At 44.4% G+C, this 26,478-nt stretch carries 21 protein-coding genes; 8 read left to right on the top strand and 13 right to left on the bottom strand.

Annotated elements, in window-relative coordinates; translation table 11 throughout:
- Window positions 1-96 precede the first annotated feature (96 nt).
- On the top strand, window positions 97-981 hold the full coding sequence (locus OH459_RS08030) for a LysR family transcriptional regulator (RefSeq protein ID WP_269986316.1): 885 nt from the start codon (window positions 97-99) through the stop codon (window positions 979-981).
- A 102-nt stretch (window positions 982-1,083) separates the two neighbouring features.
- Here OH459_RS08030 and OH459_RS08025 read toward each other — a convergent pair whose 3' ends face one another.
- Window positions 1,084-2,676, bottom strand: a complete 1,593-nt coding sequence (locus tag OH459_RS08025; RefSeq protein WP_269986315.1) for a S8 family peptidase — start codon at window positions 2,674-2,676, stop codon at window positions 1,084-1,086.
- 661 nt (window positions 2,677-3,337) lie between these two features.
- Here OH459_RS08025 and OH459_RS08020 point away from each other — a divergent pair.
- Window positions 3,338-4,324: a cytochrome-c peroxidase gene (locus OH459_RS08020; protein WP_017818076.1), complete on the top strand. Its 987-nt coding sequence runs from the start codon at window positions 3,338-3,340 to the stop codon at window positions 4,322-4,324.
- Between the two features lie 424 nt (window positions 4,325-4,748).
- Window positions 4,749-5,084 (top strand): hypothetical protein, encoded by a 336-nt coding sequence (locus tag OH459_RS08015; RefSeq protein ID WP_005446050.1) that lies wholly within the window; start codon window positions 4,749-4,751, stop codon window positions 5,082-5,084.
- 57 nt (window positions 5,085-5,141) lie between these two features.
- On the opposite strand, the gene OH459_RS08010 is transcribed toward OH459_RS08015, so the two are convergent.
- The 7 genes from OH459_RS08010 to OH459_RS07980 all read right to left on the bottom strand — a co-directional run bounded on the left by OH459_RS08010 (window position 5,142) and on the right by OH459_RS07980 (window position 13,741).
- Complete coding sequence (locus OH459_RS08010) at window positions 5,142-6,566, bottom strand: aspartate kinase (protein ID WP_009697467.1); 1,425 nt, start codon at window positions 6,564-6,566, stop codon at window positions 5,142-5,144.
- An 80-nt stretch (window positions 6,567-6,646) separates the two neighbouring features.
- Window positions 6,647-7,033 (bottom strand): ectoine synthase, encoded by a 387-nt coding sequence (locus tag OH459_RS08005; protein WP_005446054.1) that lies wholly within the window; start codon window positions 7,031-7,033, stop codon window positions 6,647-6,649.
- Between the two features lie 14 nt (window positions 7,034-7,047).
- On the bottom strand, window positions 7,048-8,313 hold the full coding sequence (ectB, locus tag OH459_RS08000; RefSeq protein WP_269986314.1) for a diaminobutyrate--2-oxoglutarate transaminase: 1,266 nt from the start codon (window positions 8,311-8,313) through the stop codon (window positions 7,048-7,050).
- 33 nt (window positions 8,314-8,346) lie between these two features.
- A complete protein-coding gene (ectA, locus tag OH459_RS07995) occupies window positions 8,347-8,880 on the bottom strand; it encodes a diaminobutyrate acetyltransferase (protein WP_026000336.1) in 534 nt (177 codons plus the stop codon).
- A 344-nt stretch (window positions 8,881-9,224) separates the two neighbouring features.
- Window positions 9,225-10,889 carry a BCCT family transporter gene (locus tag OH459_RS07990; RefSeq protein ID WP_005446060.1) on the bottom strand — a complete coding sequence of 555 codons (1,665 nt, stop codon included), beginning with the start codon at window positions 10,887-10,889 and terminating at the stop codon, window positions 9,225-9,227.
- Between the two features lie 225 nt (window positions 10,890-11,114).
- Window positions 11,115-11,864, bottom strand: coding sequence for a 3'-5' exonuclease (locus tag OH459_RS07985; RefSeq protein WP_069218099.1), 750 nt, complete (start codon window positions 11,862-11,864; stop codon window positions 11,115-11,117).
- On the bottom strand, window positions 11,861-13,741 hold the full coding sequence (locus OH459_RS07980; protein WP_009703074.1) for a DUF294 nucleotidyltransferase-like domain-containing protein: 1,881 nt from the start codon (window positions 13,739-13,741) through the stop codon (window positions 11,861-11,863). Before OH459_RS07980 ends, OH459_RS07985 begins: the two co-directional genes overlap by 4 nt.
- Window positions 13,742-14,113: 372 nt before the next feature.
- Between OH459_RS07980 and OH459_RS07975 the strand changes: the two genes are divergently transcribed.
- Complete coding sequence (locus OH459_RS07975) at window positions 14,114-15,517, top strand: MATE family efflux transporter (protein WP_005446066.1); 1,404 nt, start codon at window positions 14,114-14,116, stop codon at window positions 15,515-15,517.
- Window positions 15,518-15,558: 41 nt separating this feature from the next.
- Here OH459_RS07975 and OH459_RS07970 read toward each other — a convergent pair whose 3' ends face one another.
- Window positions 15,559-17,463 (bottom strand): DUF3857 domain-containing protein, encoded by a 1,905-nt coding sequence (locus OH459_RS07970; RefSeq protein WP_269986312.1) that lies wholly within the window; start codon window positions 17,461-17,463, stop codon window positions 15,559-15,561.
- Complete coding sequence (locus OH459_RS07965) at window positions 17,460-18,554, bottom strand: hypothetical protein (protein WP_269986311.1); 1,095 nt, start codon at window positions 18,552-18,554, stop codon at window positions 17,460-17,462. Before OH459_RS07965 ends, OH459_RS07970 begins: the two co-directional genes overlap by 4 nt.
- A gap of 417 nt (window positions 18,555-18,971) precedes the next feature.
- Here OH459_RS07965 and OH459_RS07960 point away from each other — a divergent pair, with 417 nt between their 5' ends.
- Window positions 18,972-20,909, top strand: coding sequence for an LTA synthase family protein (locus tag OH459_RS07960; protein WP_005446071.1), 1,938 nt, complete (start codon window positions 18,972-18,974; stop codon window positions 20,907-20,909).
- Between the two features lie 99 nt (window positions 20,910-21,008).
- Here the strand turns inward: OH459_RS07960 and OH459_RS07955 are convergent, their stop codons facing one another.
- Complete coding sequence (locus OH459_RS07955) at window positions 21,009-22,670, bottom strand: SgrR family transcriptional regulator (RefSeq protein WP_269986310.1); 1,662 nt, start codon at window positions 22,668-22,670, stop codon at window positions 21,009-21,011.
- Window positions 22,671-22,739: 69 nt separating this feature from the next.
- On the opposite strand from OH459_RS07955, the gene OH459_RS07950 reads away from it, so the two are divergent.
- The gene (locus tag OH459_RS07950; protein ID WP_155243578.1) at window positions 22,740-22,880 is read left to right on the top strand and encodes a hypothetical protein; all 141 of its coding nucleotides are present in this window, start codon (window positions 22,740-22,742) and stop codon (window positions 22,878-22,880) included.
- A 49-nt stretch (window positions 22,881-22,929) separates the two neighbouring features.
- On the opposite strand, the gene OH459_RS07945 is transcribed toward OH459_RS07950, so the two are convergent.
- Entirely contained in the window at window positions 22,930-24,114 is a 1,185-nt protein-coding gene (locus OH459_RS07945; protein ID WP_269986307.1) for an MFS transporter, read from the bottom strand.
- Between the two features lie 101 nt (window positions 24,115-24,215).
- Between OH459_RS07945 and OH459_RS07940 the strand changes: the two genes are divergently transcribed.
- Together OH459_RS07940 and OH459_RS07935 are read left to right on the top strand one after the other, a co-directional pair.
- Complete coding sequence (locus tag OH459_RS07940; protein ID WP_053052823.1) at window positions 24,216-24,992, top strand: AraC family transcriptional regulator; 777 nt, start codon at window positions 24,216-24,218, stop codon at window positions 24,990-24,992.
- A gap of 246 nt (window positions 24,993-25,238) precedes the next feature.
- Window positions 25,239-25,622, top strand: a complete 384-nt coding sequence (locus OH459_RS07935) for a hypothetical protein (RefSeq protein ID WP_005446079.1) — start codon at window positions 25,239-25,241, stop codon at window positions 25,620-25,622.
- Between the two features lie 113 nt (window positions 25,623-25,735).
- Here the strand turns inward: OH459_RS07935 and OH459_RS07930 are convergent, their stop codons facing one another.
- On the bottom strand, window positions 25,736-26,470 hold the full coding sequence (locus OH459_RS07930; protein WP_009702107.1) for a hypothetical protein: 735 nt from the start codon (window positions 26,468-26,470) through the stop codon (window positions 25,736-25,738).
- Between the last annotated feature and the right edge of the window lie 8 nt (window positions 26,471-26,478).

Genomic DNA, 26,478 nt, shown 5'->3' with positions numbered 1-26,478 from the left:
GTTTGATGATTGATAGATAATTACCCTTTGATTAAACTGATTGTTAATTACTACTAAACAATAGTGGATAATAAGAACTTCCGGACAATAAACTATATGATTTCACTCGATGACATGATGGTCTTTGCTAAAGTGGCAGAGAAACAATCCTTTACTCAAGCAGCGGATGAGCTTGATATCGGTAAAGCGCGTGTATCGCAGATCGTCTCTAAACTTGAGCAAGCGCTAAATACACGTTTACTGCATCGCACTACTCGCTCTCTTTCATTGACCGACGCAGGGTTGCGTTACTATGAGAAATGCAAACTGATTAGCGATATTGCATCTGAAGCGAATGCAGAAACGCAAGATGCTAACCAGATTCCAAGCGGTACGATTCGGATATCCACACCTAGCTCAGCGATGGTGGATATACTGAGTGAGTTCATGCACCTCTACCCGGAAATCAAACTCGATATTATTGAGAGTGACAGTTACAGCAACCTGATTGAATCTCGTTGTGATATTGCACTGCGTGCCTCTTCCGCCCTTGAAGATTCGAGCTTATATGCAATCAAGCTTGGTTATTTCCGAGATATGCTTTGCGCTACCCCAACCTATCTAAGCAAAGTTAAGGCGGTATCCACACCTGAAGATCTCTTAACACTGGATTGGATTAGCCACCATATCGTTCACGGTGATAAGCAGCTTACGATGACCAATAGCAAAGGTCTGGTGACACGTTTGATTCACAGCCCAAAGGTACAAGTGAGAACCGCTGCGACAGTCAAAGCGTTCGTTCTGAATCATCTTGGTTTTGCCATCATGCCGAGCTTTATGATGAAGGAAGAGTTAGCGCGAGGAGATCTCGTACGTATCCTACCTGATGTGCACGATTTAGAAATTCCGATTTATGCGGTGTACCAAGAGAAAGCGCTAATGCCGCTAAGAGTACGCACACTGATCGAGTTCTTAAAACAAAAGAGCGATGCGTTTGAATAACGTCAATACGAGTCATCAAAACAGCGCCATAAAGCAAAGCCCACCGACAAGTGGGCTTTGTATTTTACTGCTATCGATACTTTCTACTATGCGTAACAGTGACTAGTAACTCGCTTGGATGCTTACACCGTTGTAGCTTGAATAGCCTTGAATCATTACGTGGTAACGTCCGCTTTGAGTGGCATTAACTGTACATGTCTCACTGTTGCCGTATCTGAAAGGTCGACAATCCCAAGCATTAAGCGTTGGCTTAGAGCCAAAGCGTAGATACAAATCTGCATCACCGCTGCCGCCATACATTTGTACCGTTAGACGTTGCCCTGCTTCTACATCTACGTAGTAATAAGCTACCTGCCCTGTTGAACCGCTCAAGCCACTCACTGGCACACCTGAGGTCAATTTACCTTCTGGATCTGGCGTTGGATCAGGACCACCACAATCTTGACCACAATCAGCATCCGTTAAACTGTAAAGCAATTTATTCACACTGCCTCTTGTGTCCGTGACTTTGCCACTGGTTGCGCGCTCAACGATCAGCGCTTCCACTTGGCTTGGTGAAAGTGCACTGTTTTCTTGGAGATAAAGCGCAGCAACACCAGCAACATGTGGGGTTGCCATTGAAGTACCACTTATCGTCTTATAACCGCCATCATACCAAGCAGACTTGATTTGTGATCCTGGAGCAAAAACATCGACACAGCTACCCCAGTTTGAAAAACTAGAACGTGCGTCAGAGCTCGTCGTCGAGCCGACAGTAACACCAGAAGAAACACGCGCAGGTGAGTAGTTACAGGCATCAGCATTGGAGTTACCAGCTGCAAGCATAAAGCTAACGCCGGACTGAACTGCGCTTTGCACTGCGCTATCAAGAGCAACAGATTGCCCACCACCTAAACTCATGTTGGCAACCGAAGGACCAGAAGCATTGGCAGCTACCCAATCAACACCCGCAATAACGCCGGACGTTGAACCTGAGCCAGAACAGCTAAGCACTCTGACACCAACAATGCTCACGTTCTTTGCCACGCCATACAAAGATCCGCCGATCGTGCCCGCTACGTGTGTGCCGTGTCCATTACAGTCACTGGCATCCGCATCATTGTCGACAAAGTCATATCCCGAAATGGAGCGTCCGGCAAATTCAACGTGCGAGTTGTTCACACCCGTATCGATAACGTAAGCCGTTACGCCCGTTCCATCAAAGTTGGCGCTGTAATTGTTATTGAGAGGCAGACTACGTTGATCAATTCGGTCTAGCCCCCAAATTGCATTACTTTGGTTTACTTCTGCCGAGACTATTGGGTCTAGTGTAAGAATTCTGTCTTGCTCGATGTATTCAACACGTGGATCAGCACGTAACGCTTTCAGCTGTTCAGGAGCTAACGTCGCAACGAAACCGCTGATCGAATTGTCGAATACTGATTCCACTTGTATTGAGTACAAACCAGACATTCGGTCCACAGATTGTTGTGTGAACTGCTGTAATTCAAGTGAATTATTCATCATCATTTGAGGTTGATGAAATACAACGATATAACGATCAGCGATGGCGACGTCTTCAGGCGCAAGCATCAGTGACGCAGGTGTCTGCGCTAAATCCGCATCATTTGGGAGTTCTGTCGATTGCGAAAAAGTGAGAGAAGAATGGAAACAGAGTGCCGAGGTGATACAACAACTTAGTAGTTTCTTTAACATAGAATGTTCCTTGAAATCATAGTCTTGTTGATTTTTACCTAGTACCAAACTGTCAACACGAAAAGACAGACAATCAGCGTAGTACGCTCAATACGTGCTGCAGTGACGTTACACCATCAAATTAGACAATAAGCAACAACATGCACAATTGATAATAATTCGCATACTCAAAAACATGATCAATGACCAAGCTTTATTGAAATTGAAATGTAAAAGCCGATCTAGATTTAGAGCAAAATCCCTAAAATGGAATAACTCTAAACATCGGAGTTGTTAGCTGTTAGTTGTTAGTTGTTAGTTGTTAGTTGTTAAATATCCTCTATCCAACCTAAGCTAGCGAGATAAAACCTTCAATCGTGGACTTTGCTAGGGACTCCCTCCTATGGTTCTCACTTAATTGCATAATTGACCTAAATCAACGAACCATTCGTTTATATTCTTTACATATTTGTAAATAAAAAGTAACCACCACCGCTGAAAGCAAGCAAAATCAAATCGTGCAAACTTTGTTCGCTTTTAACATCGTTTTTTGCCATAAAAACCATCGATTTTTTGCATTTTATAGAAAAAAACGATTGCTATACCGTGACTTCCAGAGCGTACCAATAAGAAGTACGCCGCCCTAGTGAGAGTGAAAAAATCACTTAAAAAGGAAGTTATTATGAAAACTCTTATAGCAGTGAGCGTCTTGTCAGTCCTATCTTTCGGTGCTTATGCTGAGCGCCAATCCGCAGAACCCATTAAGGTGATTGAACCGGTTGCTGGTCTTGATGCGAAAAAGGTAGAACTGGGTAAAACGTTGTGGTTTGAACCTCGATTATCCGCCTCCAACACCATTTCTTGTAACTCTTGCCATAACATCGCAAAAGGTGGCGTCGATAACCTACCAAGTTCCATTGGTCATAAATGGGCGATTGGTCCTATCAACTCACCAACGGTGTTTAACTCAGACTTAAACTTCGTTCAGTTTTGGAACGGACGCGCCAAAGATTTGCAGGAACAAGCAGCAGGTCCAATTGAGAACCCACTCGAAATGGCATTCACTCACCAATTGGCTATCGATACGCTAAAATCGATTCCTCAATATCGTGAGTGGTTTAAAGAAGCTTACGGCAGTGAGACAATCACCATCGATAATGTAACCGATGCGATTGCGACGTTTGAGCAAACGTTACGTACACCAAATGCGCCGTTCGATCTTTGGTTGAAAGGCGACGACAATGCACTAACAACAGCGCAAGTCGAGGGTTATAACTTATTCAAGGCAAAAGGTTGTACAGCGTGTCATAGTGGTCCATTGGCTGGCGGGCAAATGTACCAAAAAATGGGCTTAGTGAAGCCATTTGCAACAGACAACCCAGACATAGGGCGCAAAGCGATCACGGGGAATGATTTCGATAAGTTTGTGTTTAAAGTACCGACACTGCGTAACATCGAACTCACCTACCCGTACTTCCACGACGGCTCTGTTTGGGATCTAGAAGAAGCAGTAGCAATGATGGCTGACCTTCAGCTTGGTCAGAAGCTGACGAAAGAGGAATCGGTTAAAATCACTGAATTCTTACGTTCGTTAACCGGTGATCAACCAGAGGTGACTCTTCCTCACCTACCTCCTTCAACTAACGAGACTGCTCGCCCGAATATCTAACTCGGTCGTAAATGAATAACAAAGGAGCCATGATCGGCTCCTTTGCTTGGTTATCAAACCATTCCAACAAACCGTCTCATCTAGCAAAAATAAGGCTTTTCAGTTTGACCTTCATGCTGATACCCCGAAGGCATTATCTTATCTCAATAATCCCCAAATGGGTTCATCGAGAACTCTCCATTTTCAAGCGCTTTGTCAGCCAATTGCCCGCAAGATAACTGCATACAAAAGCTCGTGGGGCGATTGCATCTAAGCTGCCTTGCGTCGACTCAATATATGCCGCCACTCCTAACCGTTGCATATCTCATCGCATGCGCTCACCCTACTTTTATTAAGAAATACAATGTAATTGAATCTTTTTGTACGAACTTCCAATAATATGTTGATTCGTTGGATTAAGTTCGAGGTCTAAGGATAGAGCAAGATGGGATTCAAAACCGTTCAAACACAATCACATTATGTCGATGGCATACTCGTCACTGCTGAATATCACCGCCTGTCGACAAGATTTACCTTGCGAATTGGCGAAGAGATCCTCTATTCAAAACGGCTTTATGCTATTGCGTTTAGAAATGCCCCAATGACCATTAACAACCAGTGTTATCGTGTTAGGGTCATTTGGTGCTTAATTTGGCGAGCAAGGTTAACTAAAGACGCCACCGTGGTGATAGAAGAACTGATTGATAAACGACGCTCAAAGTCATTATTTACACTTGTATTCTCTACTATCATGCGAAGTTTAAAGTATGTATTCAGTTAAGCAGTTTCAAATAGAGATTCCCCGTATTTAAAACTGCAACATGATCAGGCAAGTCGATTAAGCAACATTCACCGATTTTTTCGCTCCGCGGTCTTGTTCAAAAAACTCGCCATGTAATGCGCAAATCGCTTGTTGGTATTCATCATCACTGACGACAAACTGCACATTCACGTTTCTCATTGATGAATGGAGTGCTATCGGTGTGACTCCTCGATTCATCAGGGCTAACACGCCTTTCGCCAGTGTTTTGTTAGTATCAATTTGAGAGCCAATCGCAGAAATCAGCGCAACCATTTTACCAGTAATAGAAGCTCGTGGATGGCGTTTTTCCGCCTTATAGAGCACTTTATTTAAGCTATCGACACTGCCACCTAGGTAATACGTTATTGAATTCGCATTCATCTCTTTACCGATAAGATTGACGCGGGCATCAGCAATGATTTCCATCAGTTCGTAACTGACATTATCCACTTTTCCAACCATGGTTTGGTCAAACAGGTGAAGCGCAAATACTTTCTGCTTACCCGCAATAATTTCAATGCGGTCACTTTCCGGACGGTAATCCGCAGAGATTAGAGTACCCTTGTGCTCAGGTTCAAAGGTATTTTTGATCTGCAATTCAATACCACTTTCGCGAAGACCTGCGGCGGCATTAGGGTGAATGGCTTCCATACCAAGGTTTGCCAATTGATCAGCCACATCATAATTCGTAAATCCAATCGGATTGACACTGTCGACACCGACCACTTTTGGATCGGCAGAACTTAAGTGGTATTCCTTATGAATAATGGCTAAATCGGCTTTGACTGTTGCTGCAATTCGGCTGAAAGTCATCTCGCTGTAACCACGGTCATACGTATGCATCAACCCTTCTTTGCAGTACGCATAACCTGTCACGATTGGAAGTTCTTGAGTAACATCAATCCCTTCAAAGGCTTCATGTATTGTGTCATCCAAGCTTAGAGGTTGCTGATTATCCCAACCAGACAGATCAACAAAAGTCGAATTAATCCCCATATTCTTGAGCTTTAATGCCGTATTGTAGGCACTGTGTGCTTCGCCAATTGAAGAGAGAAACTCACGGATTTGAGGTAAGTAATGACGCAGAGAGAACTGCCCGTACTGACAAGTTTCTAGGATGTTAGTCACGCAAGTTTTTGCTTCTGAAATGCGAGACCTAATGAACTTATCAGCTCTCATGCGATTCATCGGGTCAGCAAAAATGTGCTCGTTGGTCAGGAGCATACGGCTTTCAACATACGCTAACGCGTCTTGCCACGCTTCATCTCGTTTGGCAATCAATTGGTAGACACCCGGTTTACTGGTCTTTTTGCATTCCAATAGTGCATCGGTCATTCCGCCATAAGCAGAGACAACAAAAATACGGTTATATGGATTTTGTGGACGAAGGAGAATATTGTCGAGCACAGCATCAAATGCTGTCATCGATGTACCGCCGATCTTTTCTACGGTAAGTGTCATGATGGACCTTAATGGTTGGTAATTTGAAAGAATGGATAAGAAAAAGGGGCGAAGCCTCGCCCCTTTAAAACCTTAATGGGTTAATCAACGAGAGGATAAACGCCGTTTTCATCGTGAACTTCTGCGCCTGTGATGGGCGGGTTGAACACACAAGCCATGGTCATTTCTTTGTTTTTATAAGCTCGTAGATAGTGCTCGTCATGCTTGTCTAGAATATATAGCGTACCCGGTTTAATTGGGTACGTTTCACCGCCGACTACTTCGATCTCACCTTCTCCACTCATACAAAATACAGATTCCAAATGGTTTTGATAATGAATGTGCGTTTCCGTACCCTCATAGATGGTCGTGATGTGAAATGAAAAGCCCATGTTGTCATCTTTCAAGAGCATACGGACACTTTCCCAGTTATCCGATACCACGCGCCTTTCGCTATTGCGACACTCGTCGAGTGTTCTAACGATCATGATCTGTTCCTTATTTATGATGCTTGTTTGAAATGTTTGTTTGCGATGGCTTCTACCGAGCCCTCGAAGATATTAAGCCCTTGGGTAAGTTCGGCTTCAGAAATGGTCAATGGGCAGAAAAACTTCACCACTTCATCATTTGGGCCTGCGGTTTCAATGACCATACCATTGTCAAAACAGGTTTTTGCAATGTTGCCCGCGATGTCACCACTCTTACATTCAATACCAATCATCATGCCGCGACCTTTACGCTGCACGAACAGCTCAGGATAACGCTGTACGCAACGTTGGATCACGCTCTCAACTTTGTTGGAACAAGATTTGATATGAGCTTCAAAGTTACTCGTCGACCAATAGGTTTCTAACGCTTTGGTTGCCGTTATGAAAGCATGATTGTTACCGCGAAACGTTCCGTTGTGCTCGCCTGGTTTCCATTTATCTAATTCAGGTTTGAGCAAAACAATCGCCATTGGCAGACCATAACCGCCAATAGATTTTGAAAGCGTCACCATGTCCGGCTTGATAGCTGATGGCTCAAAGCTAAAGAAAGTACCTGTGCGACCACACCCAGCTTGGATGTCATCAACAATCAGTAAAATATCGTGAGCTTCGCACAGCTTACTAAGTCGTTGCAGCCACTCGTTGGAGGCAACATTCAAACCGCCCTCGCCTTGCACGGTTTCCAGTAGAACGGCCGCTGGCTTGTCCATGCCTGCCGAATTGTCAGTCAGCATGGTTTCAAATAATTTCAGACCATCAATACCCGCATAGCCTTCAAATGGAATTCGCGTGACGTTGTTTAAACTTGATCCCGCTCCTTGACGGTGGTGTTGATTACCCGTCGCTGCAAGCGCACCTGCCGTACAGCCATGAAAACCATTAGTAAAGGCCACAATGCTGCTACGACTCGTTACTTTTTTGGCGAGTTTAATGGCAGCTTCAACAGCGTTAGTTCCCGTTGGACCTGTAAATTGAACTTTGTAGTCCAGCGCTCTTGGTTGAAGAATGTATTGGTTTAACGCTTCAAGAAAGGCGGCTTTTGCTTCTGAATGCATGTCCAAGCCGTGTGTAATGCCATCCATTTCAATGTATTCAAGCAACGCTTGCTTAAGTACTGGATTGTTATGACCGTAATTGAGAGATCCCGCTCCAGCAAGAAAGTCGAGGTAACGTTCACCTTGCTCTGTTTCTAACCAGCAACCTTTCGCACTACGAAAAACAACCGGAAAACTGTTTGAGTATGAACGTACGTTGGATTCCTGCTTTTTAAAAATATCCATGATAAGACCGTTATTTGATTCCTATTAGTGGGTTTATTTGAGGGGGATACGATACAAATATTCAGTATCGTGCTTGCCTTTAAAGTGTTTATCTTCATCCAAGAAGGTGGTCACTTCACCGTCATTGCCATTTTGCGCATCAAGCTTTTTGAATAATGCCCAAGATGCATCATTTGCCTTGGTGATCGTGGTTTCAATGGCAGTAACATTTTCGAGACCTTCTCGGTCAAGAATGTTTTTGAGCATTTTGAAAGCCAATCCATTGCCTCTAAATCGCGGTGCGACGGCGACTTGCCAAATGAACAATACATTGAGCTCATCCGGTTTCTGATAACCAGAGATGAAACCAGCGATCTCACCTTTGTGCTCGACGAGAACACAGGTTTTGCTGAAATGGCTAGATTGGAGGAAGTTACAATATGAAGAGTTCATATCGAGCGGCGGACAATCTGCGATTAAACCATAAATGTCGTCGCCATCAGACACGACAGGTTCACGAAAAATCCATTTTTTGCTTGGGTCTTCTCCAATTTCTGGATACATCACCCAAGGTGCTGAGGTAATCATATGTAGATACATATCCTTCGTACACTAATTAAATTTCCTTTTTATTATGCACACTGATTGTGCATAAAAATCAAACTGACCAGCTCTAAATGCCCGTTTATTTGATCTAGATCGCACGAAGGCAAAGTGCAGATGACTTTAAAAATAGTTTGAGCTCTAATGTATTTATAGGGTTAAGAATATTTTTAGACAGATGCGCTGCACATTATCGATATTGTGGCGTAAAAAAAGCTTTGAACAGGAAGAAAGTCGTAGCCAATTTCTGGCTAGATATGAAGAATTCAGAAAAGAAAACGGCACGTTGAGACGTGCCGTTTTTTTAGTTGTTATGAAGGAAGCTCAAACTACGCTTTCGCTTTCTTCATTGATTTTGATGTTGGGCGAGGTTCATCCATTAAACCTTTCACTAGAGATACCGTTGCAACCAACAATACGATTGTGAATGGTAAACCAGTTGTTACCGCCATTGCTTGTGCAGCCGCTAGACCACCACCAAGCATTAGCGCGATTGCAACTAAACCTTCGAATGTACACCAGAACACACGTTGAGGTGTTGGTGCGTCCACTTTACCACCCGCTGCAATCGTATCGATTACAAGAGAACCAGAGTCCGCTGATGTGATGAAGAACACCACAACCAGAATAATACCCACGATAGAGGTTATTTGAGACAGAGGCATCACATCTAGCATCGCGAACAGTTTAAGTGGAAGCTCTGCATCAAATACCGCTTGGTAACCATCGTTCACGTATTGGCTGATCGCCGTACCACCGAATGCCGTCATCCATAATACACACACGGTTGATGGGATCAGGATTACACACACGATAAACTCACGAACGGAACGACCACGAGAAACACGCGCGATAAACATACCTACGAATGGTGACCATGAAATCCACCATGCCCAGTAAAATGCCGTCCAGCCTTGAGAGTAATTCACGTCTTCACGACCGAATGGCATCGATAGTGCTGGAACATTCGCAAGGTATGACATGATGTTCTCAAAGAAGCCCGTCATGATTGCGAGCGTTGGACCCACGATGATCACGAACAATAGCAATAGTGCTGCTAAACCCATGTTGATTTCAGACAGACGTTTTACACCACTATCTAAACCCGCAACTACCGAGATTAACGCTAACGCCGTAATGATCACGATAAGCACGACTTGCGTTGTCTCTGTCATCGGGATGCCGAACAAGAAGTTTAGACCTGTTGCTGCTTGTGATGCACCGTAGCCAAGAGAAGTCGCAAGACCAAACACAGTTGCAACAACGGCTAGGATATCAATAACGTGACCAACCCAACCCCAAACTCGCTCGCCGAAAAGAGGATAGAAAATAGAACGCATCGTTAGAGGCAAGCCCTTGTTGAACGAGAAGATCGCTAAACCAAGAGCCAACAGTGCGTAGATTGACCAAGGGTGAAGTGCCCAGTGGTAAATCGTCGCTGCCATGCCTAGTGCAGATGCCGCCGCGGTATCCCCCTCTGCTGCGCCTAATGGAGCCCAGTCAGTACGGATACCATTCTCAACGTTCACGCCGCCAAGTGCAGCACTGAAGTGAGACATAGGCTCAGATACGCCGAAGAATACCAGACCGATACCCATACCAGCCGCGAATAGCATCGCTAACCAGCCCGCGTAAGTGTAGTCTGGTGTTGCTTCTGTACCACCGATACGAACGCGACCAAGTGGCGTTACGATCAGAATCAAACACACCACGACAAACACGTTGCCCGCAGATAGGAAGAACCAATCAAGGTTAGATACAAGCCAACCACGCAAACCCGCAAAAAACGGTTCTACTTGTTGTCGGAAAGTCAGTGTTAACACTACGAACAGGATGATCGACATGCCTGAAATAGCAAACACACGGTTGTGAATATCAAGTCCGAAAGGACCTACTTTTAACGCGACGTTGTCCTGACCAATCTGGTAATCAGTATCGATCGGGTTCACCTTACCGTCGGGGCGCTGTATACCGCCATTATTGTCGGTGCTCACGATTTATCTCCTTAAAAACGTGGCTAGATTAAATTCAAATTAAGCTTGTGTAGGAAGCTGAGTGATGACTTTCTTGTGTCACTTGCTGCAAAGCTTATGTGCGATCGTTGTGTCGCTTTTAGAAGGGTTGCTCTACTTTATAATTTTACCCTCAACCGCCATGATATCGCATTGCATTTTGTTATCAGGACGACTAATTATTTTTGTTGTCAATTTACCGAACCACTATTGCCAAACCACGGACAATGGCATGTCACCGTCAAAGTGATACTGCAGTTGTGCCTGCAACAACTCGGCGGTTGCAAGTGCATCCGTAAGGGCATGATGAGGCTGATAAACAGGTAAATGGTAACGCTCACGCGCATGTCCGAGTCGCACAGACCCAGGCTTTTTACCTTTGAGTTTATTTAACCAACCTTCACATTGTCGACGCTGAATTGCGTATTCGATATCCAAGGTGTCAACGACTGGAAATTGAATCCCCTCACCTATACTGTTTAACAAGGCATTATTGAAGAATTGTCGCTCAATGTTTTTGTAGTGCACGACCACAATCTTACCTGCCAACGCATCAAGAATGGCATCAAGAATTTGTTCAAGTTGAGGTGCATTCTTCACTTCAGAATCGGTAATGCCGTGAATCACCACCGACTCTTCATTCAGTTCTCGATTTGGATTCACAACCCAATGACGAGAGCCACTGCACTGTACGCGGCCTAGGGTAAATGGTACCAAGCCTATGGTGAGAATGGCGTCTTCCTCTGCGTTTAAGCCAGTAGTCTCAAAATCGACGGAGACAAACGGTACCTCTTTTAGTGGCGTATCACCATTCACAATAGGCGTAGAGTAATAACGTTTTAATCGAGTATCTTTCGCTTGTTCGGAAAGTTGCTCGAAGAAAACCGCCCAATCGGGGGGCTGGCTGGTATCAAGCAAATCTCGACTATCTTGCTTCTGTTTAGAAAACCACATCATTTGCCACTTCTCTGGTAACGGAACTTAATGTAGTTCTGTGCGTTGCTTAGGATTTGGAATGCAGCTTTTAAGTTGCGACGCTCAAACTCCGACATTTCTTCTGGCTCGATGTTGTTATCGGGCTCTTCCCCATTTTCAATATCCAGCGCTTGATGTCGGATTCGCACCATGTAGATCAACTCCATAGCGTCTTTTAAATCCATGCCGCGACCTTTCGGTAAGATGCCCGCATTGTTGATGTCATCCAAACGCTCAAACGAGTTTTGCGAACGAGAGCCAATCGCCAACGCGTGCACCCGAATCAGATCCGCCATTGGTGCGGTACCACGACGCTTCAAGTTGATGGAATTGCGATGACGTCCGTCTTTCTCCATCACAAAGTCTTTGAAGAAGCCCAGTGGTGGTGTACGACGGATTGCGTTATAAGCCATACAAGCCAAGAAACGATTGTTCTTCTTAGCACGACGGACAATGAACCCGCTCAATTGCTCAGCCCATTTCACGCGTCCATGTACACCAAGTAAATCGAAGAAAATACTGCTATGCAGAAGACGTTCTGGCGTTGGATTATCAATCCAGTTCGCAAAGCACTCTTCCCATTCTGAGCGCGTTTTACGCCATTGTGGGTTAGTTGCCATAATGTCGCCAGTACAGTAGGTGTAACCGCACTCGGCTAATCCATCACAAACGAATTTCGCGAACTGAGCAAAATACTCACCATGCAATGTTGGGTCGTAGCTGTTGTCTAGAATCAGCGCGTTGTCTTGGTCTGTGACGATAAGCTGTTCATCACGTGCCATGGAGCCCATCGCCAACAAACAATACGGGATGGGCGCAGGACCTATTTCTTGCTCTGCTAGCTCTGCCAATCTTTGCTTAAAACTGCTGCCAATAACCGACATCGCTCGTCCAACCATGTGCGCATTTGCGTCTTCGCTCACCATTCGGACAAAGCAGTCTTTCACTTGTTTAGATACCGCTTTGAGATCTTCTACCGAATTTTGCTGGAAGATAGAGCTCACTAGCAACAAGCTGTTTTGCGACTCATAACGGACGATATCCGTCATGCTGATTACGCCAATCGGCTTTTTATCTTTTAGGATTGGAAGATGATGGACGTTGTAACGCAGCATTGTCAGCATAGCTTCAAACACGTAAGCACTGTAATCGAGCGACACAACGTCGTAGCTCATCACTTCACTTACAGGAATATCGCTGTCTCGACCTTCAGCTAAAACGCGAACGCACAGATCTTTCTCGGTCAAGATACCAAGCAGTTGGTCATCGTCGTCTTCAGTAATGTCTTCTTGCGCGCGGACAATCAAAAGCGCAGTGACGCCCTCTTCTGCCATTAAGATCGCCGCTTCACGAACCGTTGCACTGGCTTCTAGCGTCACTGGCTCACGACTTAAGATCTTGCGCGCTTTCGCAGTCGTAAAGTCATTCCCATCTGAGTGGTTTGATACAGCGGTACGCAGCCTCGCGCTGTCTTCCAACTCCATGAAATCGGCGAAGTTCTCAAACTCGTCACATAGCTCCGTAAAGATCTTCTCTGGAATGCAGTAAACCAAGGTGTCTTCAATCGCTTTGGCTGGCATACGGACACGGTTGTTCATCAACAACCCCATTTGTCCAAACAAACCACCAGCATCAATACGGTTGTACAACTCCCCTTTACGGCGGAAGATTTCCACCACACCACTGCGGATCATGTATAAATCACGAATGTCATCGCCTTTCTTGAGAATGTCCGTCCCTGCGCGGTAATAGGCGACTTCGGCATTCATTGCGATGTTTCTTAGGTGCTCTTCCGGTAAATCATCAAAAGGTGGGTATTGGCTAATGAAATTGAGTACTTCTAATTGCTCGGCTTCCATTCTTTATTCCATGCATTGCCTAAACTAAGGCGATAAATATCACCAAGAAAATAATCAGACAATAAATAAATTGAGACGTCAGATAAAAAGCTGTGCAACCGTCGAAAAGCGGAATAATGACTGATGATTATTGAAACGAGTGTGTCTAAAATTGCTTGTTTTCATCTAAAAATCAGCAGTAAAAAATACAATGCATTCACGCGATAAATATTTACTTTAAAAGCTCTCGCAATCGTTTTCTTGTGATCTAAATTACATATTGAACGCAAGAACAAAAATCCGTATATTGCGCGTGCCTACGCGGCACACCCTACAATGCACAACGCTATCCTGCTTCCACTGGTGCATTGATATTGGTGTTTAATTACTTCCATGCAAAACAAACCTTCCTCTTTTTCTCGCTTTTTTAAAGAATCGGGCGCTTTGTTACACCTATCGATCCCTATCATTCTGATGCAACTTGCCACTCAGTCGATGGGCTTTATCGATACCACAATGGCAGGACAAGTGAGTGCTGCCGACCTTGCTGCGATCGCACTTGGCACCAGTTTATGGCTACCCGTTTCGCTATTGCTTCGCGGCATCATCATGGCATTAACACCTGTTGTGGCTTACCACCGCGGCGCACAAAGTTTAAATAACGTGCGTATCGCGTTTATTCAGATGCTTTGGTTGTCTGCGTTTGTCAGTGCGATTCTGATTGTTTACTTACTACTTGGGGAAACCATTCTCGTTGGCTTAGGTGTTGCACCTGAGATCATCCCTATCGCGAGTGATTACGTTGTCGCGTTGGCGTTTGGTGTTCCAGGCATTGCGCTTTTCTACACTTTGAATGGCTTCTGCGAAGGGATGAACAACACTCGCGCACCGATGTTGATTTCTGTGATTGGTTTGTTGGTAAACATCCCTGTTAACTACATTCTGATTTACGGCAAATTCGGCATGCCGGCTCTGGGTGCGGTTGGTTGTGGCTGGGCTACTAGCTTGGTTTACTGGCTGATGTCGGCCCTGCTGTTTAGCTACATCAAGAGCCATCACCACTATAAAAACATTCTTCACTTCGCAGAATTAAAACCAGTATGGCAAGAGATCAAACAGCTGTTCAAACTCGGGATGCCGATTGGCTTAAACATTGCGGTTTGTGGCAGTATCTTCGCGGTGATTGCCCTGTTGATTGGTCGTATCGGTGCGGAGAACGTTGCAGCGGCGCAAATAGCACTGAATATTTCTAGCATGACGTACATGATCCCAATGAGTCTTTCATTTGGTATCACGATTCGCGTTGGTCATGCATTGGGTGAACAAAAGCTTGAAACGGCCTCTCACCGCAGTTTGGTAGGCATTATTACTGCCGCGCTACTGTCGTTGATTTCAGTCGGCTTCTTCTTGCTGTTCCCAGAGTGGATCATTCGTTTGTACACCACAGATCCTGTGGTTTCAGCAACAGCGGCTACGCTGCTGATGTTTACTGCGATGTACCAATTCAGCGATGCACTGCAGACCTCTGCAAACGGCGCTCTGCGTGGCTACAAAGATACTAAGATCCCAATGATTCTGGCAATTCTTGCTTACTGGGGCTTGGCACTTCCATTGGGTATGTTGCTGGGTATCACCGATGAAATCGTCCCTGCTATGGGCGAAGAAGGCTTCTGGATTGGTATCGTGACAGGATTAACTACCGCGGCAATTGCAATGCTGATTCGCTTGGCGCTAGTGATTAAGAAGTACAATCAAACTACGAATGAACTTGATGCTAAAGAACTTGTATTGAACTGATGAACAAAGGAGCTCACTTGAGCTCCTTTGTTCATTTTTAGTTAGGGCTGCTTTAACACTTTGCCATAGAACTTAATTAGAGACTGCTCTGCAAATGTATTAAGCATCTTATTGAAGCGCTCTCTCTCAGACACTTCGACCATTGTAGACCTCACTTCAAGTATTGTTCTTACGGACAATTCAGTCGGCGAAATCAGTTCTGCGCTGCGTGTTAGCGAGCCCAAAGAATGGGTCAATTCAAGAGTCGGAGGAATATCCGTAATTTCCCATAAATTGTTGGTATCGTAATACACATCAGACACAACTCTCACTCCATGGAAAAGTGCAGGATACTTCTCATTGTACATTTTCAGGTCAACCAATTCCTTCTTGATCCATGCATCATGCTCTTCATATTGAAGCTCTTCTTCCACGCCTAGAAACGGCTCGATGACCGACTCAGACCGGACAACGGTTCGAGTCGCCATAGTGTCGAGATTTTTGACCTGAAATTCGGGGTTACCGATGCTTGTTACCACTTCGGAATATTCATCCGTTAATTTTTCGATACGTTCAGCTTCACCCAGTTCATACAAATTGGCGCGCACCAACCCTGCATATTCACCGACGTAAACCCTTTCTTGAACTTCTTTTTGTCCACCCAAATCATCAAATAAAATCACGGTGTCAGTATTCATTTTCCATCGGTAACGGCTTTGTTGCATTTGTCCAAGTTGAGCGTCTTGCGTCAATGGAAGAGACACTTTGCTTTGAATCCACTCAGGTGTGTACTGCCAATTGGTTTGTGTATCAGTTGGGTCTACACAATAACGCTGTTCACCATACTCAAAACAAACAACTACATGGTTAAATGCCGTCATTGTTGGCAGCAATACCCCTTCTGTTTTGATTTGCTTTGTTGCGACCAAAACTAACTCAGCGTCCAAGCCCAGTTTATTCAATAATCCGAGTAGCAAAACAGATTTATCTTTACAGTCGCCCAAGCGGTTTTCAATCGTCTCGGCAAGGTCATGCGGCGTCATCGCATGACCGAACTTTGAACGCGAAACGTAACGAATATCACGAGACACAAAGCTCAAAATGCGTTTGATTTTCTCATCAGTGTCGATTGCGCCATGAGTCAATGTTTGAAACAGCGGCTCTAAGCCCGATTGATCTCTAAACGCTGTGTTCATGGTGGTCGACGCGCGATCCGCGACATCTTGCCATGTTCTCATAGACCCCAAAGCAATGCGACTAATAGCATCACGCCACTTAACCTGATAATCACCATCAAAAGCAGCGATATTGTGCCCCAAACATGAGAGAGTTGAATTGGTCTGTTTACAATTCACATCTTCGCTGTCATTTGCCCAATAAACTGGCGAAGCCTCATCCCACACGACGTCGAGTCGGAAACTATCCATTGGGTAGCTACGTTGTGTATGTAGCTCTTCAGCCCAATCATGTTCCATCATTGAACGTTGAGTAATGATTTCGTACTTCAAGACAGCAATACCACCTTCTTCCAAGCCTGGGATTGCTAAAGCGATCTCTTTTTGACTGGAAAAGGTGTTATAAACGCCTGTACCTAGCACCTGAATTTGAGATGGGTCAATCTGCTTTATCACTCCGTTTGGTGAAACTGATGCAGCCGCTTTGATTATCACTTTTTCATAATTAGGGTCAAAGTACAGCCCCATCGTCCCATGCGATTCAACGTCGACAAACCTTGGAAAGTAGTTGACTAATGTTTGCTCTTTTCTAACAACGTCGGCTCGAACATTAAACTTAGTTTCACGTAAAAGCTGAGCCATTGCAGAATGTGATTTATCTTTGGGGATGAGAGCTAACGCGTCCCGTAGACCGTCTTGTGATAACTTCCAGTCGATTTGGGGATACTCGTTAGCATGCACACCTAACGATCCAGCAATAGCGACTAGGCTAAATAACTGAGTTAAATTCATTGTAATGTGAACTCCTTTGCCATCGCTGCAAACTCTGGTTTTCTCTGAGAGTAAGTTTTAGCGGGTTGATCTAGGATTCCCATTAGCTCATAGCTATTATCACCAGAGTGAAGCAAAGTCACGTAACCCGAAGCTAACATTGAGCCACTTTCCTTGGTGCAGACTAACTCTACCTTGAGCGCAAAATCGTTACCGACAAAGCTGCGTGACTCTACACAACGAGACGCACCAATCTCCTCATCAATCCATTGACGACGCTCATGCATGTGCTCGTTAATATCCTGGAGCTCTCGGTTATTAAACACGATTAGGTAAGAACCAAACTCTTCACTCGCAAACTCTGCTAACGCTGAGCCATCACTGTACGTACCAATCTCTAAACGATGCCAATTAGCACCATGGAAAGTGAGCTGAAAATCCTGTCCCTGTTCAATGTAAGTAGATTGATCTGGGTACGCTTCTAAACTGTCTTTCATTACGGAATTGTTGTACATCACGCCATACATCAACAGCACACCCGGTATCATAATGATTACGACCAACCATTCCAAAGGATGGTAACCACCTTTTTTGCCTGTAAACTCAATATCGCTTCGCTGACGTTTGAAATTGTTTACTCGATAAGAAAAAGCAGTAAATGAAGTAGCAGTAAGTAAATATGCGACGAAATCTAGCCATAAGGGTGTTGCCCACTGCGAAGTTAGGGAGAAGTAAATCGTTGATAACAAGAACCCTAATGCACCTAAATAATAAACGGTACGAACATTGAGGTTCTTATTATCCTCTTCGAGTTCACAAAGCGTGCGATCCAAGCTGCGAAATGCGAAGTATTGGAAAATCGCCAGCCAAGGAACAAAAAACCATAAAAACGGTTTGAAGTTTCTAGCGGATAGTTGGTCTATTTCTTTAATACGGCGATAGAGCCAAAAGTTTGTGTAAAAGCCGAGAGTACTGAAAGCTAAAAACCAATCAAAAATTGGTTTTCTTGGATACGCCACTTTCATTTTTTGAGTAGGCGCGTCATCAGAAGACGATTTATCTAACACTTCTTCGCAAGGCATACTGCTGGTTTCTTGCATTTTTAAATCCATATTTTAATTCAAAGCCAAAACGTACATTGATCCGACTGCGTCACATTGCATTTCAGTCATAAGCTCGAAAGATATTTCTAACTCACTCGTTATATTTATATTTTATAAATCGGCGATATTAACAAAGATGCAGTAAAACACGAATGAAAGAGGCTTAACGCATCTCCTTTTGTGATTAACGTTAAATAATAACTAACGCAAATTATTCTCTTCTCTGCTGGTTTTTACTTCCAAATGTTGAGTTTCAAAAAATCACTACTCGTATAGTTGAGTATCGCATTACGCCCCCTTACAAAGTCGTACCAATCATTACAATTAAATTTATAGATAAGCCTTATATTTCACGTTTGTTTCACGTTTTCTTTGATACAAGACGCATCATAAAAACCAAACACATCAGTAAATTAGGGAATATTTATGAAAAAGCCCACCTTTGGGCCTTTACAGCCTGTTGCTGTATTTGCGCTATTTTCGCTTGTCTTTTTGTCCACTTCGCGGATTTTATTAGCCTTTTGGCTCTCTGACCGGATCGAATCTTTTAACGACCTTATTTACATTCTTGGTCAGGGTTTACGCGTCGATTTTGCAACGATTTGTTGGTTGTTTATCCTGCCAGGCTTACTATCTGCGCTGTTACCGGTGACCGGTAAGATTGGTGAGTGCTGGAAATGGTTACTCCGTTGTTGGATGGTCGCTGGTCTATGGATCTTGGTATACATGGAGCTTGCTACCGCTCCATTTATACAAGAATACGATCTTCGTCCGAACCGTTTGTTCGTGGAATACCTCATTTATCCGAAAGAAGTATTCAGCATGCTTTGGACTGGCTACAAGTTAGAACTGTTCATCGGCACGCTTGGTACGGTTATTACGCTTTTCTTAGGTTGGAAATGGAGTAAGAAACTGACGGATAACGCTCAGCAAGTAAACTGGAAATGGCGTCCTGTTCTTGCAATTTTAGTGGTACTGATTGGTGTCGCTGGCGCTCGTTCATCTTTGGGTCACCGCCCTCTTAACCCTGCAATGGTGGCATTTTCGAATGATCCTCTAATGAACGATCTAGCACTCAACTCTTCCTATTCACTGTTGTTTGCTGTCAACAACATGAAGTCAGAAAAGAGCGCAGAGCAGTTTTACGGAAAAATGGATGATCAGAAGATGCTCGACATCGTTCGCGCCTCTTCAGCTAAGTCTGATTTTGATCCATCTTTACTTCCAACCATGAACAGCAACCAAGCAACATATCAAGGAAAACCAAAGAACTTGGTTATCTTGCTTCAAGAAAGTTTGGGCGCTCAATTCGTTGGTTCTCTGGGTGGTCTTCCTCTTACGCCTAACTTCGACAAGTTGATGAATGAAGGTTGGCAGTTCACTCAGATGTACGCAACGGGTACGCGTTCTGTTCGTGGTATCGAAGCGGTGACAACAGGTTTCCCACCGTCACCATCGCGCGCAGTGGTAAAACTAAGCAAAAGCCAAACAGGTTTCTTTACTATTGCTGACTTACTGAAAAACCGCGGTTACCACACTGAGTTTATTTATGGTGGTGAAGCAAACTTCGATAACATGAAAACCTTCTTCTTCGGTAACGGCTTCGACCAGATTGTGGAAGAAAAAGACTATGAGAACCCAGAGTTTGTTGGCTCTTGGGGTGTAAGTGATGAAGATCTTTACACTAAAGCGGACCAAGAGTTTGAGCGCTTATCAAAAACTGACAAGCCTTTCTTTAGCTTAGTATTCAGTTCGAGTAACCACAGCCCATACGAATACCCAGAAGGTAAGATTGAACCTTACGATGCTGAGCATATGACGCGCAACAATGCCGTTAAATACTCAGACTATGCGATTGGTACGTTCTTTGATAAAGCGAAAAAATCTTCTTACTGGGACGATACTATCTTCATCGTCATTGCTGACCATGATGCTCGTGTATTCGGTGCGAACTTGGTGCCAGTGAAGCACTTCCACATTCCTGCTTTAATCATTGGTAAAGACATCAAACCGCGCAAAGATGACCGCATTGCAAACAACATCGACATGCCACCAACACTGCTGTCTTTGATTGGTATCGATGCAAAAACACCGATGATCGGTCGTGACCTGACTAAGCCTTTGGCTCGTGAAGATGAACGTGCAATGATGCAATATGACAAGAACTTTGGTTACCTAACCCGAGATAACCTCGTTGTATTCTCTCCGGGTGAGAAAGTATCAACAATGCAATACGATTTTGATAAACAAACCATGGAGCCGATGGACGTTGATCCAGCCGTTATTGAACGCGCGAAAGCCAATGCACTATTTGCCTCTAAGGCGTACCAAAACAACTGGTATGCATCCAAAGCGGTTCAGTAGTCATACCAAACATTCATTTATAGCTCAATGAATAAAAGGAGCGCCCAATGCGCTCCTTTTTGTTTTCTCACATTGTTGTATTCTTAGTGTCTGCAGTCCCTATTCAAGCCACATGTTTTTCAAAGACATCACACCCATTCGGTCAGTTTCTGCTCCATGCAGTTCTTCAGATTGAGAGTAGACAATGTGCTCTCTCCAAAGCGGCGCATAATGGTAGTTTTGTATCAACCAATCCTCCGCTCGGAATAGCTTCTCTAGCAATCCATGACTGTCTTCACTTTCACGCATCAATCCATCAACGAACTGCACTAAACTGTTTTTCTCTTTCTCGCTCAAACATCGAGTAAACGCGTCACTGGCAAGCATCCACTCGTAATACTGATAAGCTCGGTCATCGCCAAATACGTAACAACCATAACCGACATCAGCGATCGCACGTTTCTCGTCGTCTGGACTTTGAATCGTCCACTCAACACCAAGCTCGGAAAATATCTCAATGAGAGGGTCAAGCTCTGGTTTCAAGTTCTCACGAATTTCGATCACCACTGGACGCTTTGGCTTTGTCATTTGGCTTTCAAACAAGTGAAAACCTTTGTCTTGGTGCTCGTTCATCAGACTATTTGCTAACTCTACGCGCTGATCAGCATGCTTTCTAAAGTGATGAACAATCCAAGCACGCTCTTGCTTGCTCAATTGGTTTTTGTGGTAGAAAAAATGAAGGACAGAACAACCATTTTGCTTACTGTGATCATCTCCGACATTATCAAGATGAATCGCGCGCTGCATTTGCTGAATGTGCGCATGACCCACTTTGCTACAGGGTGACAATGACCAAAATTCAGCCATATCAATCAACCCTCCAATGCCAAAATACCGAGGATTTCTTTTGAGTGTCCAATGGTGACTCTCCAATCGTTCCGCATAATAGGGACCTGTTCCAATAGGCTTATGTGGCTGTTCACAATCCATAATTGCCGTGTGTTTGTCACACAATAAATTGAGGAATACAGGGTCATTTTGACGTAGATAAAACGTCACCCATTGCCCTTCGACATTGATAGAATCAAGGTGGCGAAACAGGACCGAAAACGGATGAGCCTCGTTTAATCTTCGCTCAAAGTTCGCTTTAATATCAGTGCCGCTCAATCGCTTGCCATTGTGGAAAGTCACATCACTACGCAAGCGAATTCGAACGTGATCACCCTTATTTTCAAATGCGTGCGCAAGTTCGGGCAAGATGCTTTGAGAGTGAGGGTCAAAACGCAGCAATGTATTGTAAATGCTATCTATTAGCATCACCGAACGCACAGAGTGAGCTTGATGTGGTCGCCACTCTGGTAATTGATAAGGTGCGATATAAACCAGGGTATTTTGCTTGTTCAGTTCGGTTTGCGCATCACCCAACCACAGAGGCAAGTTTTCTTGAAACACCAATTCGCCATCAAACTGCTCTGCAAGTTGATGTGCTTGGTTGATTTTTCCCGCTTTCACCCACTCTTCTAATGCTTGCTTTAACGCCTCTTCAAACGTCACAAGTAGTGTGAGCGTGGACACGTTTCCCCGCCCCTTACCCGGAGCCCAAGTCACCCAACCATATGATTCCATTGCCACCATTAATTTACTGACATTTCGATCGCTACATTGCAGTTGTTCTGCTAGTGATGCGATGGTGACTGGCTTTCTCTCCTGAGTTTGATAGTGCCGACTCAATTGACGTAAGCGGCTCAAATGCGAGGTAGATTTAAAAGATGAACTATCCATATTCATGTGTTCGTTATTTGTTCCCAATTAGACTTTCATACTATCTCTAAAGTCATATAGGAGGTCAATATGAATACCATTTACTACTCTTACTATACATTAAGTGCCGAGCGCCATCGAAATACACCAAAACCAGAACCAGTAAGAACCAACCAATCTAGAGTGAGTTCATTCTTTCAAACTGTGTTTTCGGTCTTACTCTTTGTGTAAGCACGGAGCGTGATAAGGAGCGCCCGACGCGCTCCTTCTCCTTTTTGTTTCACTGTTTCACTAGTGTGGTGCTAGCCGGTTTTCTTTTGCTTGACGAAGGCATCATCATTGCGCTCAGTGATGCAAGCCCCATCCCGCCAGCAAGGATGAAATACATCAATACAAACTCTTGTGTATGAGCATAAGTAGAAGCAATAAGCCAATACGCGATAGGTCCGGTACTAAAGCTTAATATGTACTTAACGGCGTAGATCCTAGAGCGCCATTTCGCATCGGAATAACGGCCAATAAGCCAATCGTTCACCGGTATTTGCGCGTACGTACACAACATCAAACCAACAAACACCAGAACCAAAGACCATTCATGAGTAACCGTCGCCAATAGCAGGAATAACAGCTGCCCACCAGTAATGCAGGCGAGCAGCTTCTTGATATCAACACGATCTATCAACTCACCCACAACAAGCTGAATAAACGCAGCACAGACAAAAATAGAGGTGGTCAACGTGCTTGAAAGGCTCAATGATTGGCTAAACTGTACGTCCATGATTTTTGGTAACGAGGTCGTAGTAGATTGAAAGACCAAACCACCGAAGAAGACAATCACCGCCACACAAGCGAACAGCACTTTGAGTTGTCGCAAAGGCATCGTTACGTCGTCACGTATATTTTTCACATGTTCGATACCGGTAACGTCTTTCGATGCAAACCAGTACATAACGCCAGTTAACAAACATACGATACCTGGAATATAAAATGCGGCTTGCCAAGAGAACCAACGGCATAACAAAGCGGTCCCCATTGCCGCGAATGCCAAACCTAAGTTGCCTGCCAGCCCATTTACCGCGATAGCCCTGCCTGTTTTGTTTGCAGAGCTGAAGATAAGTGCAATGCCAACAGGATGATAAATCGCGGCAAACAAGGCAATGGCGCAAAGCCCCAACCCCATTTGCCATGGCGTTTGCGCGAGAGCGGTAAGTAACGCAGAGATGCCCATCCCAAAGTAGAAAACGATCATCATGCCTTTTCTGCTCCAACGATCCGCTAGCCAACCAGCCGGTAGCGACATCACGCCATAAACCAACATGGCTGCACTTCCCACTTGAAGTAGTGTGGCGTAACTCATGTTCCATTCTTTATGCAACGTTAGTACGACAGAAGGAAAAATGAGCAAGAAATAATGATTAAGTGAGTGCCCCACATTAAGGACACCCGCGTGAATTGAGCGGTTCATCTCGACTCCAAACAAAATAACGGAAAGCTAATTAATGACAAGCTCAGTTTATCTGGCTAGCATTTGGCGTATAGATTCCATTGAGACAGGTTATTGCTCAAATGAGCCAAAACGTCAAAGCCATCAGTTTGGACGCCAGTATCAATCGCTTAGAGGCGGTGGTCATTCCCAAGCACTACCCCAACGGGCACGTCATTGACTGGCATTGCCACCAACATAACCAATTGGTGTACGCCAGCAGTGGAGTGATGGCGGTCGAGACAGAATTGAAGTTATGGGTCGTTCCGCCTCAAAGGGCTGTGTGGATCCCAGCGTATGAGAAACACAAGGTGTACATGTATGGGGATGCGGCGATGAAAAACGTTTACTTGTTGCCAAGCATCGATATTGAGCTGCCAAATCAGAGTGATGTTCTCAATGTGTCACCAATGCTGCGTGAGATGATCATTCATCTTTCTGAGCAACCTGCCGATCAAGCAACCACGGAACCGTATTGGCGTATTGTTCAGGTTTTGTTGGATCAGTTGAAAGTCGCGCCACAAGCGTCCATTCAAATCCCTCTTCCCAACAACGCCAAACTCGGACAAGTATGTAACTCACTGTTGGAGACCCCTGCGGACAATCGTTCACTAAAGCAATGGGCAGAAGAAATTAACGTCAGCAGCCGTACTTTGAGCCGCTTGTTTCGTAATGAAGTTGGCATGTCTTTCATCGAGTATCGTCAACAAGCAAGATTATTCCACTCTCTGACTTTGTTGGCGCAATCTCACCCTGTCACTACCGTTGCATTTGAGTGCGGCTTTACGAGCGTAAGTGCTTTTAATCATCTATTCAAACAAAGCTTTGGGGTGACACCGGGCCGCTTCTTCATCAATTGATATTGAGGACAAATAAAGCCCGTATTTGATGCAGAGTTCGAACGGTCGATACTCCGAGTACTTGACATCCTTATCATCTGAAGATTCTACCAGATACGCCGTTTGCGTATTTACTCACTAAAAAGACGTAAATAATCAGAAAGATCGGTTAAAAATGTGCATTTTAGGCATTCCCATTCAGTCAGCAATAAATTAGACTCAAATCAATGCCCAAGAAGTTTGAATTATTGATAAAAAGGAATGCCCATGAGCTCAAGTATGATCCTTAATGAATCGCTGATTGTAAGTGGCCGAGATATCCCACTAAAAGAATTGTTGTATGCGAAACGTGTACTTGATAATTACATGGCAGTAGCAAAAGAAAGTAGTCCACTAGAACTGCTCACCGAAATGAAGTCTGCAGCAAAGCAAGTTGAATACTTCACCACTGACGATAACCCTTGCGAAGCACGTAATGTTATCAGTGGTATGATTGACCAAATCGACAGCGCAGAGTCTTTCGATGCCTTTAAATCACTGGCTGGTAAACCGTCTCAAGCGTTGAATGAACTGATTGAAGACCGAGCACAATTGATTAAACATGAACGTGAATTGCTATTAGCTTCAGGTTATGACGCTTCTCGCATCTAATCGACATCGAATTAGAGTTAATCCGTTCTGACGGATAGACACAAAAAAGGAGCTCATTGAGAGCTCCTTTTGTATTTCTGAATCACCAAGCTGGGGAGTGAAAAGCGCTTGCTCTACAGTCCCATCTCTGCCGTAATGTCTTTGATCTGTTTTAGGTCCATCTTGTGAACTTCAATAAGTTGGTCAACTTGGCTTAAACGAGAATTTGCTTCATCGTGTCGGTCACACGCGTCTGATTTCACGTCCCAAGACTTGCCCTCTAGGAAAACGTCACACTCTTTTTTCAACGTTTCGATCTTAGGCAATAGCGATTCACGCTCCTTCTCTAGAGACTCCAACTCTTGCGAGATTTGCAGCTCCTTACGGAACACTTCACGTGAACGCTCAAAGATGGTCGCTTGCATATCGGCTTGGCGATTAAGCTTATCGTTTTCACTCTTAGTGGTACTTAGCGTCGCTTTCTGTTCTTTCACTTGTGACTCAAGTGAAATATTCACTTTTTCTACTTCAGTTAACTGCGCTTGAAGCGCTTTTAGTTCCGCTTTATGAGCTTCTTCTTTTTCTGCCAATAACGTCGCGACTTTTGCATCGATTTCTTTATCCAAGCTCGCTTCGCGTGTTTTCACTTGAGAAACCAAATCCGTCTTGTCTTGTGCTAGTGCTTGGTACTTTTCTTCCAACACTTGGTAAGTGGACTCCCACTTACTTGCTGTCATTGCCGACCCAGCCAAACCACCAAATGCCAAACCCAGTACTGCCGCAATGGCAATATAAATGTGGGTACGCTTATCGCGCTCCTCAATGACAACTACTTCGTCTTGATCTTCAATATTATTCTGAGAAGTCACCGTATCTT

Source organism: Vibrio sp. MM46 (assembly GCF_027587135.1).
Classification (GTDB): Bacteria; Pseudomonadota; Gammaproteobacteria; order Enterobacterales; family Vibrionaceae; genus Vibrio; species Vibrio harveyi.
The sequence above is the reverse complement of the archived record's forward strand: the minus strand, read 5'-3'. Positions and strand labels throughout refer to the sequence as shown.